General features: G+C 72.4%; 11 protein-coding genes. 5 read left to right on the plus strand and 6 right to left on the minus strand.

The features are described 5' to 3' along the window. Window positions 1-173: 173 nt before the first annotated feature. A complete protein-coding gene (locus RVR_RS35060) occupies window positions 174-1,427 on the minus strand; it encodes a Gfo/Idh/MocA family protein (RefSeq protein WP_202237964.1) in 1,254 nt (417 codons plus the stop codon). A 72-nt stretch (window positions 1,428-1,499) separates the two neighbouring features. Here RVR_RS35060 and RVR_RS35065 point away from each other — a divergent pair, with 72 nt between their 5' ends. From RVR_RS35065 to RVR_RS35085, 5 genes are all read left to right on the plus strand, one after another. Continuing rightward, window positions 1,500-2,801: an ROK family transcriptional regulator gene (locus RVR_RS35065; protein WP_237405158.1), complete on the plus strand. Its 1,302-nt coding sequence runs from the start codon at window positions 1,500-1,502 to the stop codon at window positions 2,799-2,801. Between the two features lie 223 nt (window positions 2,802-3,024). Further along, window positions 3,025-4,287, plus strand: a complete 1,263-nt coding sequence (locus RVR_RS35070; protein ID WP_202237965.1) for an ABC transporter substrate-binding protein — start codon at window positions 3,025-3,027, stop codon at window positions 4,285-4,287. 1 nt (window position 4,288) lies between these two features. Continuing rightward, window positions 4,289-5,269 (plus strand): carbohydrate ABC transporter permease, encoded by a 981-nt coding sequence (locus RVR_RS35075; RefSeq protein ID WP_202237967.1) that lies wholly within the window; start codon window positions 4,289-4,291, stop codon window positions 5,267-5,269. Continuing rightward, window positions 5,262-6,095 (plus strand): carbohydrate ABC transporter permease, encoded by an 834-nt coding sequence (locus tag RVR_RS35080; protein WP_202237969.1) that lies wholly within the window; start codon window positions 5,262-5,264, stop codon window positions 6,093-6,095. Before RVR_RS35075 ends, RVR_RS35080 begins: the two co-directional genes overlap by 8 nt. A gap of 43 nt (window positions 6,096-6,138) precedes the next feature. Continuing rightward, window positions 6,139-7,095, plus strand: coding sequence for a spherulation-specific family 4 protein (locus tag RVR_RS35085; RefSeq protein ID WP_202237971.1), 957 nt, complete (start codon window positions 6,139-6,141; stop codon window positions 7,093-7,095). Window positions 7,096-7,173: 78 nt separating this feature from the next. Here RVR_RS35085 and melA read toward each other — a convergent pair whose 3' ends face one another. From melA to RVR_RS35110, 5 genes are read right to left on the minus strand one after another with little or no spacing between them, the layout of a single operon-like run. Further along, complete coding sequence (melA, locus tag RVR_RS35090; RefSeq protein WP_202237973.1) at window positions 7,174-8,490, minus strand: alpha-glucosidase/alpha-galactosidase; 1,317 nt, start codon at window positions 8,488-8,490, stop codon at window positions 7,174-7,176. Continuing rightward, window positions 8,487-9,479 carry a carbohydrate kinase family protein gene (locus tag RVR_RS35095; protein WP_202237975.1) on the minus strand — a complete coding sequence of 331 codons (993 nt, stop codon included), beginning with the start codon at window positions 9,477-9,479 and terminating at the stop codon, window positions 8,487-8,489. The genes melA and RVR_RS35095 overlap by 4 nt, the downstream gene beginning before the upstream one ends. 4 nt (window positions 9,480-9,483) lie before the next feature. Further along, window positions 9,484-10,380 carry a carbohydrate ABC transporter permease gene (locus tag RVR_RS35100; protein ID WP_202237977.1) on the minus strand — a complete coding sequence of 299 codons (897 nt, stop codon included), beginning with the start codon at window positions 10,378-10,380 and terminating at the stop codon, window positions 9,484-9,486. Continuing rightward, the gene (locus RVR_RS35105; RefSeq protein WP_202237979.1) at window positions 10,377-11,339 is read right to left on the minus strand and encodes a carbohydrate ABC transporter permease; all 963 of its coding nucleotides are present in this window, start codon (window positions 11,337-11,339) and stop codon (window positions 10,377-10,379) included. The genes RVR_RS35100 and RVR_RS35105 overlap by 4 nt, the downstream gene beginning before the upstream one ends. Window positions 11,340-11,348: 9 nt before the next feature. Then, complete coding sequence (locus RVR_RS35110; RefSeq protein WP_202237981.1) at window positions 11,349-12,686, minus strand: ABC transporter substrate-binding protein; 1,338 nt, start codon at window positions 12,684-12,686, stop codon at window positions 11,349-11,351. Window positions 12,687-12,767 lie beyond the last annotated feature (81 nt).

The following is a 12,767-nucleotide window of genomic DNA, read 5'->3' on the forward strand; positions in this document are numbered from 1 at the left end:
CCGGACAGGCCCTCGGCCCCCGGGTGCGGTCCGGGCGCGCAGGCCGGCGCGGCGACGCGCCGGGGCCCGGTCGGAGCGGAGCCGCCGCCCCGGAACCTCCCGCCCCGGACGATCTCCCGCCCCGGCTCCGCGCGTCGCCGCGACGCGCGGAGCCGGGGCGGGAGCGCCGGCCCCTACCGCGCGACCTCGACCACCGTGCCGGTGGCGCGGGCCCGCTCCGCGGCCCACACCACGCGGTGCCCGGCGAGGCTGGTCGCCGCGTCGGACCGCAGCAGTGCCCCGTCCCCGGTCGCGACGGCCGCGAGGAAGGCGTCGGTCAGCGCCTCGTCGCCGCCGCCGTGCCCGTCGGCTGCCGACGCGCCCGCCTCGGAGCCGACCTCGACCGTCTCGTCCGTGCCGGTGAGGAAGTCCACCCGGCGGATCGACCGGCCGTCGCCGTCGAGGAAGCCGCGGGTGCCCATCAGCCGGGTCCTGCGGTGCTCCATCGGGGTGAACGCGCTCATCGTGAACGAGCAGGTCGCCCCGTCGTCGAACTCCATCGAGACCACCTGGTGGTCCACCACGTCGTTGTCGCAGGCGTACACGCAGCGCCCGTACGGCCCGGTGCGCAGCGCCGCCAGGACACCGGCCTCGGTGTGGTCGTCGGTGACCGCGGACAGCGGCCAGAACCGGCTGTCGGCGTTGTCGAGGCAGTCCAGGTACAGCCGCTTCGCGGAGTACGCGCAGGTGGACTCGATCGGGCAGTCGACGCACCGCGCGGCGGCGTCCTTCGGCGCGTCCTCGGCGCGGAAGTGGGACAGGCTGCCGAAGGAGCCGACCCGCCGGGGCGCCCGGCCGAAGAGGTAGAGCAGCCAGTCGATGTCGTGGCAGGACTTGGTGAGCAGCATCGGCGCGGAGGTGCCGGAGTTGCGCCAGTTGCCGCGGACGAAGGAGTGCGCCTGGTGCCACCAGCCGACCGGCTCCAGGTGCTGCACGCTGACCAGCCGGCCGATCGTCCCGTCGTCCAACAGGCGCTTGAGCGCCCGGGTGTAGGGCGTGTAGCGCAGCACGTGGCAGACGGCGAGCGTGATCTTGTTGCGCTCGGCCGCCTCCGTGATCGCCTCGGCCTCGGACTCCTCGGTCGCCATCGGCTTCTCCAGGAGTATGTGGTAGCCCTGGTCGGCCAGCGCGACGGTGGGAGCGGTGTGCAGCCGGTCCTGCGTGGCGACGATCGCGGCGTCGGCGAGCCGGCCGGCCGCGACGACCTCGGTCCAGTCGGCGTACACGCGGTCGTCCGGAACGCCGAACTCGCGGGCCGCGGCGGCGCGTCGAGCGGGATCGGGCTCGGCCACCGCCACCACCCGACCCTCGCCGGTGTCATGGGCACGGCGCGCGTACGACTGACCGCGCAGCCCGGCGCCGACGAGAACTAGAGTCACCGGAGGCATGGGGTCCTTTCCCGTACTTACGAAGGAGTCCCTCATTATTAGCAGTGTGGCAACCGATCTCAAGGGGGAGCGGTGACCGAGATCGCGCCGGGCGGCGACCTCTCCCAGCTCCGGCGGCTCAACTCGCTCGCCCTGATCAGCGTGGTGCGCGAGGAGCCCGGGCTGACGCTGACCGAAATCTCCCGCCGGACCGGGCTGTCCCGGGCCTCCACCGAGGACGTGGTCCGCGGGCTGCTGGAACGCGGCTGGCTGGCCGACGTGCCGGCCGCCGCCGGCGCGGTGGGCCGCCCCGCCCGCCGGTACCGGTTCCGGGCGGACGCCGGCCGGGTGCTCGGCGTGGACATCGGCGGCCACAAGATCCTCGCCCTGGTCGCCGACCTGGACGGCACGGTGCTGCACAGCGCCCGGGTCGCCGTCGCCCAGGCGATGGGCCGCAAGGACCGGCTGGCGGCGCTGGACCGCGCGGTGGCCGACGCGCTGGCCGGCGCCGGGGCGTCCGCCGGCGACATCTGGGCGGCGGGCGCGGCCACCACCGGGCTGGTCGACGGCGCGGGCCGGGTGATGCTCTCCGAGGCGCTGCCGGAGTGGACCGGCGTGGACGTGGCCGCGCACCTGCGCCGCCGGGTCGGCGGGGCCGTCCTGGTCGAGAACGACAGCAAGCTCGCGGCGCTCGCCGAGTCCTGGCGCGGGGCCGCCCGCTACGCCAAGGACGTGGTGCTGATCCTGGCGGGCCTGCGCACCGGCGCGGGCCTGATCATCGACGGCAAGCTGCACCGGGGCTTCGGCAACGCCGCCGGCGAGATCGGCGCGCTGCCCGCGTCCGGCTGGATCAGGGCGCAGGAGCACCTGAAGTCCTGGCCGCCGACCGGCCGCGCGGACGCGGCGGGCCAGGGCGGGGCGGGGCGGGAAGTGCCAGGTCAGGGGGTGGGGTCGCCGGGCGCCGAGGGCGCGGACGCCGTCGGTCGCGCCGCCGCCGACCAGGACGCCGCCGCCGAGGCGGTCTTCGAGGCCGCGCGCGCCGGCGACCGCAAGGCGGCGGCGGTGGTGCGCCGCTACGTCCGCGACGTGGCCGTGGGGGCCGCCGCCCTGGTGCTCACCCTGGACCCCGAGCTGGTCGTCATCGGCGGCGGGTTCTCGCGCTCCGCCGACCTGATCGTAGAACCGCTGCGGCGCGAGCTGGACCGCTGGTGCATCCGCACGCCCGAGGTGCGGGTGTCGGAGTTCGGCGACGAGGGGGTGGCGCTGGGCGCGCTGCGTCTGGCGCTCGACCACGTGGACGGCGAGCTGCGCGAGAGCGTGGATCTCGGCGGGCCCGAGTTCGTCGCCCGGCAGCTCGCCGCCGCGGGCGGGGCCAGGGCCGGTGCGAGCCGCTGACCTGGTAGAACGGGGGGTGACGCGGGCGTGGGCACACGGTCGTGGCACCCCCCGCGGCGCCCCCCGCGCGGCGGGTTCCGGGAGGGCGGGAACGGGACGGCAACAACTTCGTAACCGCCGTGGGTATTGACTTAATTTCCCTGGACTCCATGATTAGGCGAACTCGATGCCCTTGCTGGCCGGTCGGCGCGGAGGGCTTGTGGACTGTCTGGGAGGACATGGGATGCGTAACTCGGTGCGGTGGACCGCGGTGGCCCTGGGGGTGGTCCTGGCCGCATCCGCCTGCTCGTCGGGCGGCAGCGACGCGGCTTCCTCCGACGGCAAGGTCACCTTGTCGTACGGGGTGTGGGACGCGACCCAGAAGTCCGCGATGGAGGAACTGGGCAAGGCGTTCACCAAGACCCACCCGAACATCTCGATCAAGGTCGAGCTGACACCGTGGGCGGACTACTGGACCAAGCTGAAGGCCGCCGCGACCGGCGGGTCGGCGCCCGACGTGTTCTGGATGAACGGTCCGAACTTCCAGCTCTACGCCTCCAACGGTGTGATCCGCCCGCTGGACGACGACATCGCCAAGGACAAGGTCCCGCTGTCGGCCTACCCGAAGCAGTTGGTGGACCTCTACACCTACAAGGGCAAGCACTACGGCCTGCCGAAGGACATGGACACCGTCGGCGTCTGGTACAACAAGGCGCTCTTCGACGCCGCCAAGGTGCCCTACCCGAAGGCCGGCTGGACCTGGAGCGACTTCCAGGCCGCGGCCGCGAAACTCACCGACGCGAGCAAGGGCCAGTACGGCGCCGACGCGGAGCTGACCAGCTTCCAGGAGTACCAGTACGACACCATCGCCCAGGCCGGCGGCTACGTGATCTCCGCCGACGGCAAGAAGTCCGGCTACGACGACCCGAAGACGATCGAGGGCCTGCGCTTCTGGACCGACCTGATCAAGAAGAAGGAGTCGCCGGACCTCAAGACGATGACGGACACCGCGCCGCTCCAGCTCTTCGAGGCCGGCAAGATCGGCATGTACTGGGGCGGTTCGTGGGACGCCACCGAGTTCGGCGGCAACAGCTACACCAAGGCCAACGTGGACGTCGCGCCGCTGCCCAAGGGCGAGAAGCAGGCGACGATCATCCACGGCGTCGCCAACGTGGTCTCGTCGAAGACCAAGCACGCCGACCAGGCGTGGGAGTTCGTGAAGTTCCTCGGCTCCAAGCAGGCCGCGGACATCTTCGGCGCCAAGGGCACCATGCCCGCCTACAACGGCACCCAGGCGGCCTGGATCGCCGCCCACCCGCAGTTCGACCTCCAGACGTTCGTGGACGAGCTGTCCTACGCCGTGCCCTTCCCCGTCTCCAAGGACACCGCGGCCTGGAACGAGGAGGAGCTGACCTACATGACCAAGGCGTGGAACGGCGACGAGTCGCTCGACAAGGCGGCGAAGGACCTCGCCGCGGCGATGAACGCCTCGCTCGCCAAGGAGTGACATGACGATCACGTCCACCCCGGGCGGGACCCGGACCGAGCAGCCGCCCGCCACCGGCGGCCGCCCGGGCCGGGCCCGCCGCCCGCGCCGCGACCGGGTCGTCGAGGCGCTGTGGGGCTACGCCTTCATCGCCCCGATCGGCCTGGGCCTCGCGGTGTTCTACCTGTGGCCCGTCCTGCAGACCGCGTACTTCTCCTTCACCGCCTGGGGCGCCTTCGGCGGCCACACCTGGACCGGCCTGGACAACTACCACCGGATGCTGCACGACCACGAGTTCGGCCAGGCCATGGTCAACACGCTGGCGTACACCGCGCTCGGGCTGGTCTCCATCCCGCTGGCGATCGTCTTCGCCGCCCTGCTCAACCGGCCCGGCCTGCGCGGCGTCGGCGTGTACCGCACGCTGTTCTTCCTGCCGGTGGTCACCATGCCGGTGGCGATCGCGATGGTCTGGCGGTGGCTCTACAACGGCAACTACGGCCTGATCAACTACCTGCTGTCGCTGGTCGGCATCGACGGGCCGAACTGGATCGCCGACCCGCGCGTCGCGCTGTACGCGCTGGTCGCCGTCGGTGTGTGGAGCAGCATCGGGTACAACCTGGTGATCTTCCTCGCCGGCATGCAGGCCATCCCGAAGGAGTACTACGAGGCCGCGCAGATCGACGGCGCCGGCCCCGTACGGCAGTTCTTCTCCGTGACGATCCCGCTGCTGTCGCCCACCGCGTTCTTCGTGTCGGTGATCTCGGTGATCGGGTCGCTCCAACTGTTCGACCTGGTCTACGTGATGGCCGGCTCCGGCGACGCCGCCCGCGCCAACCCCGCCTTCCCGCGCCTGGAGACCGTCGTGCAGCTCTTCTACGACCGGGCGTTCGTCACCAACGACCGCGGCTACGCGGCCGCGATCGTCATGGTGCTGCTGCTGGTCATCATCGCCCTGACGGCCTTCCAGTTCCGCATGCAGAAGAGGTGGGTGCACTATGGCTGAGGCCCGTTCCCGGCGCACGGGATCGCACTTCGGCGTCCACACCGTGCTGATCGCCGCCTCGCTGGTGATGGTCGCGCCGTTCGTGTGGGAGGCGATCACCTCGCTGAAGTCGCTCACCGACGCCACCCACGTGCCGCCGTCGCCGCTGCCCGGCAGCCAGTGGTCGAACTACCGCAAGGTCTTCCAACTGCTGCCGTTCGGGCACCAGTTCCTCAACACGCTGCTGATGGCGCTGGGCCGCACCCTCGGCCAGGTGGTGCTGTGCCCGATGGCCGCCTACGCCTTCGCGCGGCTGCGCTTCCCCGGGCGCGGGGTGCTGTTCGGGCTGTTCCTGTCGGTGCTGATGGTGCCGCCGCAGCTCTTCATCATCCCGCAGTACCAGATCATGTCCGACCTCGGCTGGCTCAACAGCCTCCAGGCGCTGATCCTGCCCGGCATGTTCAGCGCGTTCGGCGTCTTCCTGCTGCGGCAGTCCTTCCTGGCGCTGCCCAAGGAGCTGGAGGAGGCCGCGCGGCTGGACGGCGCCGGACCGCTGCGGATCTACTGGTCGGTGATGCTGCCGCTGGTCCGGCCCGGGCTGGTCGCGCTCGGCGTGCTCGCGCTGCTGTGGAGCTGGAACGACCTGTTCTGGCCGCTGGTGGTCAACACCGACCCCGACAAGATGACCCTGTCGGCCGGACTCGCCTCCCTCCAGGGGCAGTTCCAGACCGACTACCCCGTGCTGATGGCGGGCTCGCTGCTCGCCTCGCTACCGGTCATCGTCGTCTTCGCCTTCCTGCAACGGCAGTTCGTGCAGGGAATCGCACACACCGGAGTCAAGGGCTGACCGGCCCTCTCCACCCCCCACCCCCACCGTGAAAGGGGCACACGTGTTCACCTCCCGCCGATCGACCTCCCCCCACCCGTCGATCTCCCCCCACGCGGCGACGTCCACCCGCCCGGCGACCGGCTCCGGCCGGACCGCCGGGCGGGCGCGTGCCGCCGTCCTCGCCGCGGCGGCCACCGCGCTCGCGCTGACCGCGCTGGGCGCGGCCGGCGCCCCGGCAGACGCCGCGGCCGGCGTCCAGCACGTCGCCGTACCCGCCTACTTCGACCCCTCGACGACCGCCGGCGCGAGCTACTGGAGCCAGCTCGAGAAGGCCGGCCCCGGCGTCGGGATCGCCGTCGCCAACCCCTCCAACGGCCCCGGCACCGCCGCCAACAGCGCCTACGCCACGGCGGTGAAGGCCGCCAAGGCCGACGGCACCAAGGTGCTCGGCTACGTGGACACCGGGTACTTCGGCACCACCGGCCGCACCACCCGCAACGGCCAGACCAGCGTCGCCGCCTGGACCGCCCAGATCAACGCCGACGTCGCCAACTGGTACTCCTGGTACGGCTCCTCGGGCCTGGCCGGGATCTTCTTCGACGACGCGCTGAACGACTGCGGCACCGGCAACGCGCACGTCAACCTCTACTCCGGCATCAACACCACCACCAAGCAGGCGCACCCCGGCGCCGTCACCGTCGACAACCCCGGCGCACCCGCCGACCAGTGCTACTCCTCGGCCGCCGACATCCTGGTCATGTACGAGGGCACCTACGCCGGCTACACCGGCTGGACCCCGCCGGCCTGGGAGCAGAACTCCACCGATCCCGGCAAGTTCTGGCACCTCGTCTACGACACCCCCACCCAGGCCGACCTGGTCAACACCGTCGCCCTGAGCAAGCAGCGCAACGCCGGCTACCTCTACGCCACCCCCGACGACCTGCCCAACCCCTGGGACACCCTGCCCACCGGCAGCTACTGGTCCCAGGAGCTGAGCGGCACCGCGGCCACCGGCTGACCCGACCCCACCTGACCCGGAGACGACGCGGGGCCGCCCGGCACACAGCCGGGCGGCCCCGCCCACGTCCTGCCGGGCTCAGCTCCCGAGCACCACCCGCAGCCCCGGCTGGAGCAACTCCCCGTGCGCGCGCACCATGTCGTCGCAGAGCTGCCAGATCCGCTCCACCGGCAGCGCCGCCGCCGTCGCCGGATCGGCCATCGCCGCCTGCCGCACGTGCCGCGGGTCGTCCTCGACCGCGGCCTTCACCACCAGGTCGTTCATGCTCAGGTACGACCGGTTCAGCGCGGCGCACTGCGGCGGCAGCGCACCGACCCGGGTCGGCTGCACCCCCAGCCCGTCGACCAGGCACGGCACCTCGACGGTGCCGTGCGCGGGCAGGTTGTCGATCAGGCCGCGGTTGGTCACGTTGCCGTAGACCGTGCGGGGCGTGCCCGTCACGATGCTGTGCACGATCTGCGGGGCGTACTCCATCGTGCCGGCCACCGGCAGCGGAGTGCCGGCCGCGAGCGCGTCACGGGTCCTCTCGTACTGCGCCACGTTGTCGGCCACGATGTCGAGGTAGGTGCCGATCGGCAGCCGCAGCCGCTCCACCTCGCTCGCATGGCCCAGGTACCACGGCACGTACTCCGAGGAGTGCTCGCTGGTCTCGGTCGGGTAGTAGCCCAGCCGCCGGTACATGTCCACGCGCACCCGGCGGCGGAGCTGCGGGTCCCGCTCGACCAGCGCGTCCAGCCGCGGGTACACGCTCTCGCCCTGGTGCTCGAACCGCAGCACCCACGCCTGGTGGTTGACGCCCGCCGCGTGGTAGCTGACCTCCTCCAGCGGCACCTGGAGCAGCTCGCACAGGTCGTGCATCGTCCAGTACACCGAGTGGCACAGGCCGACCACCCGGGTCAGCCCGGTCGCCTCGGCGAGGTACTGGACGTTCATCGCCATCGGGTTGGTGTAGTTCAGCAGCCACGCGTCCGGGCACACCTCGGCGATGTCCTGCCCGAGCGCCCGCAGCAGCGGGAAGGTGCGCAGCGCGCGGAAGATGCCGCCGACGCCCAGGGTGTCGCCGATGGTCTGCCGCACGCCGTAGCGGGCCGGCACCTCGAAGTCCGTGCGGGTCGACTCGCCCATGCCGACCTGCACGATGTTCACCACGAAGTCCGCGCCCTCCAGGGCCTCGCGCCGCCCGGCGTGCGCGGTGATGCGCGGCGCCGCGCCCAGGTGCGAGGCGATGTGCCGGGCGGCGCCCTCGGCGGTCGCCAGCCGTTCCGCGTCGATGTCGTGCAGCGCGATGTGCACGCCCTTCAGCTCCTCGAACGCGAACAGGTCGGCCAGCAGCCCCTGCGTGAACACGACGCTCCCGGCGCCGATGAACGCGATCTTGGTAGTGGTGGTGGTCACGTGCTCTCTCCGTGGTTGTGCCCCGAGCCCGGGGCGGTGGTGCGGGACGCGGCCAGTGCCTCGTCCCAGGTGGGCTGCGCGCCGGTGCCGCCGTGCGCGCGGGTGGACAGCGCGCCGCAGGCCGCGGCGAGGGCGAGCGCGCCGGTCAGCGGCAGGCCGGCCAGCACCCCCGCGACCAGGCCCGCGTCGAAGCTGTCGCCGGCGCCCACGGTGTCCAGGGGGTCGACCGGTACCGCGGGCGCGCGCACCGCGGCCGAGCCGTCGTGCGCGAGCGCCCCGGCGGCGCCGTCCTTGACGACCACGGTCGGGCCGTGCGCGGCCAGCGCCGCGGCGGCGCGCTCCAGGTCGCCGGCGCCGGACAGCGCCCGTGCCTCCTGGGCGTTGGGCAGCAGGTAGTCGGTGACCGGAAGGACGGCCGCCAGTCCCGCCGGGTCCCAGCGGCCCTCCGGGTCGTCGTTGGTGTCCAGCGAGGTGGTCGCGCCGCGCCGCCGGGCGGTGCGGAACAGCTCCGGCAGCGCCGCGGCGAGCTTCGGCATGAGGAAGTAGGACGCGGCGTGCACATGGCGGCAGTCCGCGAGCAGCGCGGCCGGCACGTCGTCGCCGGTGGTGGCGGCCAGGGTGCCGGGAGCGGTGAGGATGGCCCGGTCGCCGTTCTCGCCGCCCGCGGCCGCGGCCCGGTTCAGGACCGCGGTCAGCGGGGACGGCAGCTCGGGGTCGATCCGCAGCGCGCCGGTGTCCACCCCCCGGGCGGCGAGCGCGCCGCGGACGTACGCGCCGGTGTCGTCGGCGCCGATCCGCCCGGCGAAGGCGACCCTCAGGCCGAGCCGGGCCGCGCCGCAGGCCATGATGGCCGCCGAACCGCCCAGCGTGAGCAGCCCGGTGGGAACCAACTGCTCGCGCTGCCCGAAGGCGAGCGGCCCGGTCAGCGGGCCGACGACGACGTCCGGGTTGACGTCCCCGATCACGAGCAGGTCGAACGTGGGTGGCATCGGATCAGCCCTTCAGGCCGCTGGAGGTGATGGACTGGATGAACTGCTTCTGCGCCCCCAGGAAGGCGAGCAGCACCGGCAGGACCGTGATGACGTTCCCGGCCATGACCGCCGACCACTTGGTGTGGTGCTGCCCCTGGAAGGTGGTCAGGCCGAGCTGGAGCGTGTAGTGCGCGTCGTGGTTGATCGCGATCAGCGGCCAGGTCAGGTCGTTCCAGGTGCTGAGGAAGGTCAGCACCGCGACCGTGCTCAGGGCCGGCCGGGACAGCGGCAGCACCACCGACCACAGCACCCGCAGCCGGTTGCAGCCGTCGATCCAGGCCGCCTCCTCCAGTTCCCGTGGCAGCGACAGGAAGAACTGCCGCAGCAGGAAGACCGCGAACGGCGTCACCAGCGAGGGCACGATCAGCGCGCCGAGCGAGTCGATCAGCCCGAGCCGCTTCATCACCAGGAACGTCGGGATCATCGTGAGCTGGAACGGGATCGCCATCGTGGCCAGCATCGTGGCCAGCAGCACCCGCGAGCCGGCGAACCGCATCCGCGCGAAGGCGTACCCGCCGAGCGCGCCGAAGACCAGGTTCGAGACGACGGCGGTCACCGACACGATCAGCGAGTTGGCGAACCAGCGCGGGAACATCGCGTTGCCCAGCACGTAGCGGTAGCCGCTGAAGTCGAGGTGCGAGGGCCACAGCGCCGGCGGGAAGCGGTTGATCTCGGCGTCGCTCATCACCGAGCTGAGCAGCAGCCACACCAGGGGTATCGCGAACAGCAGCGCCAGCGGGGCGAGCGCGAGGTGCCAGGGGCTGAAGGGCAGCAGCCGGCGGGCGCGGCCGCCGGGCGGCGCGGCGGGCGGCGCGGTCGCGTCCGGTACGGCGCGGGCGGGCGCCGAGGTGGCGGTCATCGGGTGGCTCCTTCCAGGCGGTCCGGGCCGCGGCGGCGCAGCAGCCGGGTTCCCGCCCCGATCACGAGCAGGGCCACCGCCAGGACGTACGCGGCCGCGGCCCCGTAGCCGGCGGTGAAGTTCTGAAATGCCATCTGCCATATGAAGTAGACGATCACCGTGGTGGAGCCCAGCGGGCCGCCCTTGGTGGTGACGTACACCAGGTCGAAGACCTGCAACGACTGGATCACCTGCCACACCAGCAGGAAGACGTTCACCGGGGTGAGCGTCGGCAGCACCACGTGCCGCAGCAGGTGCCGCCGTCCGGCGCCGTCCAGCCGGGCCGCCTCGATCAGCGACGGCGGCACGTCCTGCAACGCGGCGAGGTAGACCACCAGGCAGAACCCGGTGCCGCTCCACAGCGAGATCGCCACCAGGACGTACAGCGCCTGCCCGGGGTCGGTCAGGAAGCCCTGCGCGGGCAGGTGCAGCTTGTGCAGCACCGAGTTGGCCGCCCCGAACTCCGGGTCGAGGATGAAGGAGAAGAGCACGCCCTGCGCGGCCGCCGAGATGACGAACGGCACGAAGAACAGCGTCCGGTACAGGCCGACCAGCTTGATCCGGTGGTTCAGCGCCAGGGCCAGCAGCAGGCCCAGCACCATGCTGAGCGGCACGTACAGCACGGTGTAGATCAGCGTGTTGCGCACCGCCTGGCGGAAGTTCGGGTCCTGGGTGAGCGCGTGGTAGTTCTGCAGGCCGACCCAGCGGCTGGGCGTGACCAGGTCGTCGGCCTGGAACGACAGCAGCAGTGACCAGATCACGGGCAGGATGCTCAGACCGATGATGACCAGCACCGAGGGCAGGATGAACGCCCACGCGGTGGTCGTCTCCGCGCGGCGCCGGCGCCGGCGGGCGCGCCGCAGCTCGGCGTCGGTCGGCGCGCCGGCGGGCAGCGTGAGCGGGGTGGGAAGGCGAGGCATGGGTCCTCCTCAGCGCGGGATGAGCAGGGCGGCGTTGGACTGTCGGGCGCAGTCGTGCATCGCCTTCGCCGGGGTGGCGCGGCCGAGCAGCACGCTGACGATCGCCTGGCCGAGCGCTGCGGAGATCTGCGGGTAGGCGGCGTGGTTGGGGCGGACCCGGGCGGTGTCGAGCGCCGTGGTGAAGACGGTCAGGCCGTGCGTCTTCCTGGTCTGCGCGGTCCACTGGGGCAGCGCCTGCGTGGACCGGCTGAGCGGCAGGCTGCCGGCCTTGACGTCCCACTGCACGTCCTGCGCGGGCTGGTTCAGCCAGGTCACGAAGGTGCGGGCGGCGGCCACCCGCGCCGGACCGTTGTCGAACAGCGTCCAGGTGTCGGGGCCGGAGATGGTCATCGGGCGCCCGCTGTAGCTGGGCAGCGGCACGACCTCGTAGTCGACCTTCGCCTGGATGACGTCCGGCAACTGCCAGGGCCCGGTGACGGACATCGCCATCCGGCCGGAGAGGAACACCTGGTACATCTGCTCGCTGCCGGGCTTGGGGTCGATGTAGACGCTCTTGTCCTTCGCCAGCTCCGCGACCGTCTCCAGCGCCTTGACCCCGCTGTCGGCGAAGCCGATGCCGTTCCCGCCCTTGTTGACGACGTCGCCGCCGAGGTCCCAGACCATCGGCCACAGCCGCCAGACCGTGTCCTCGTCACCGACTCCCGGCCAGCCGGTGCCGAACACGCCGGCGCCCTTGTCGGTGAGCGCCCTCGCGGTCTCCACGAAGTCCTTCCAGGTCCAGCCGGCCTTCGGGATCGGCACCCCGGCGGCGGCGAAGATCCTGCGGTTGCAGACCACGGCGAGCGCGTCGAGCACGGCCGGTGCGGCGCGCACCTTGCCGTTGACGGTGACGGCGGCCCGGGCCGGGGCCCAGAAGCGGCTCCAGGGCGTGGGGGCGTGCCGCACGGTCTCGGTCAGGTCCACCACCTGCGGGCTGCGCGCGACACTGGCCAGGTCGGAACCGAAGATGTACGCCATGTCCGGGTACGAACCGGATGCCAGCGCCGCGGTGACCTTCTGGAGCATCGAGTCCGCCAGCACACCGCCGCCGGGGTCCACCCGGATCCCGGGGTGGAGGCTGTTGAACTGCTGCACCAGCGCCTCGATCGCGGCCTTGCCCACGTCGGTCTGGCCGTGCCACAGCTCGATGGTCACCGTGCCGTCCTTGCCGACCCCGTCGCCCTCGCCGTCTCCGCAGGCGGCCAGCAGCGGCGCGGCGCCGGCCGAGGCGGCCACCGCGGCGCCGCCGCGCAGCAGGGCTCGGCGCGAGGGGCGCTCGCGCGGGGGCGGCGGCTTTGGTCCGTTCATCGGGACCTCCTGGGGGACGGGCAGGGCAGGGGCATCGGACACCACCGGATCGCTGGATGGACGGGAAGGGGCAAAAGGCGT

The sequence above is a fragment of the Streptomyces sp. SN-593 genome (assembly GCF_016756395.1).
In the GTDB taxonomy this organism is placed as follows: Bacteria; Actinomycetota; Actinomycetes; order Streptomycetales; family Streptomycetaceae; genus Actinacidiphila; species Actinacidiphila reveromycinica.

What these genes read in the sequence shown, in the direction of transcription:
- RVR_RS35060 (WP_202237964.1), bottom strand. Translation starts at nt 1,427, where the DNA reads ATGCCTCCGGTGACTCTAGTTCTCGTCGGCGCCGGGCTGCGCGGTCAG.
- RVR_RS35070 (WP_202237965.1), top strand. Translation starts at nt 3,025, where the DNA reads ATGCGTAACTCGGTGCGGTGGACCGCGGTGGCCCTGGGGGTGGTCCTG.
- RVR_RS35075 (WP_202237967.1), top strand. Translation starts at nt 4,289, where the DNA reads ATGACGATCACGTCCACCCCGGGCGGGACCCGGACCGAGCAGCCGCCC.
- RVR_RS35080 (WP_202237969.1), top strand. Translation starts at nt 5,262, where the DNA reads ATGGCTGAGGCCCGTTCCCGGCGCACGGGATCGCACTTCGGCGTCCAC.
- RVR_RS35095 (WP_202237975.1), bottom strand. Translation starts at nt 9,479, where the DNA reads ATGCCACCCACGTTCGACCTGCTCGTGATCGGGGACGTCAACCCGGAC.
- RVR_RS35100 (WP_202237977.1), bottom strand. Translation starts at nt 10,380, where the DNA reads ATGACCGCCACCTCGGCGCCCGCCCGCGCCGTACCGGACGCGACCGCG.
- RVR_RS35105 (WP_202237979.1), bottom strand. Translation starts at nt 11,339, where the DNA reads ATGCCTCGCCTTCCCACCCCGCTCACGCTGCCCGCCGGCGCGCCGACC.
- RVR_RS35110 (WP_202237981.1), bottom strand. Translation starts at nt 12,686, where the DNA reads ATGAACGGACCAAAGCCGCCGCCCCCGCGCGAGCGCCCCTCGCGCCGA.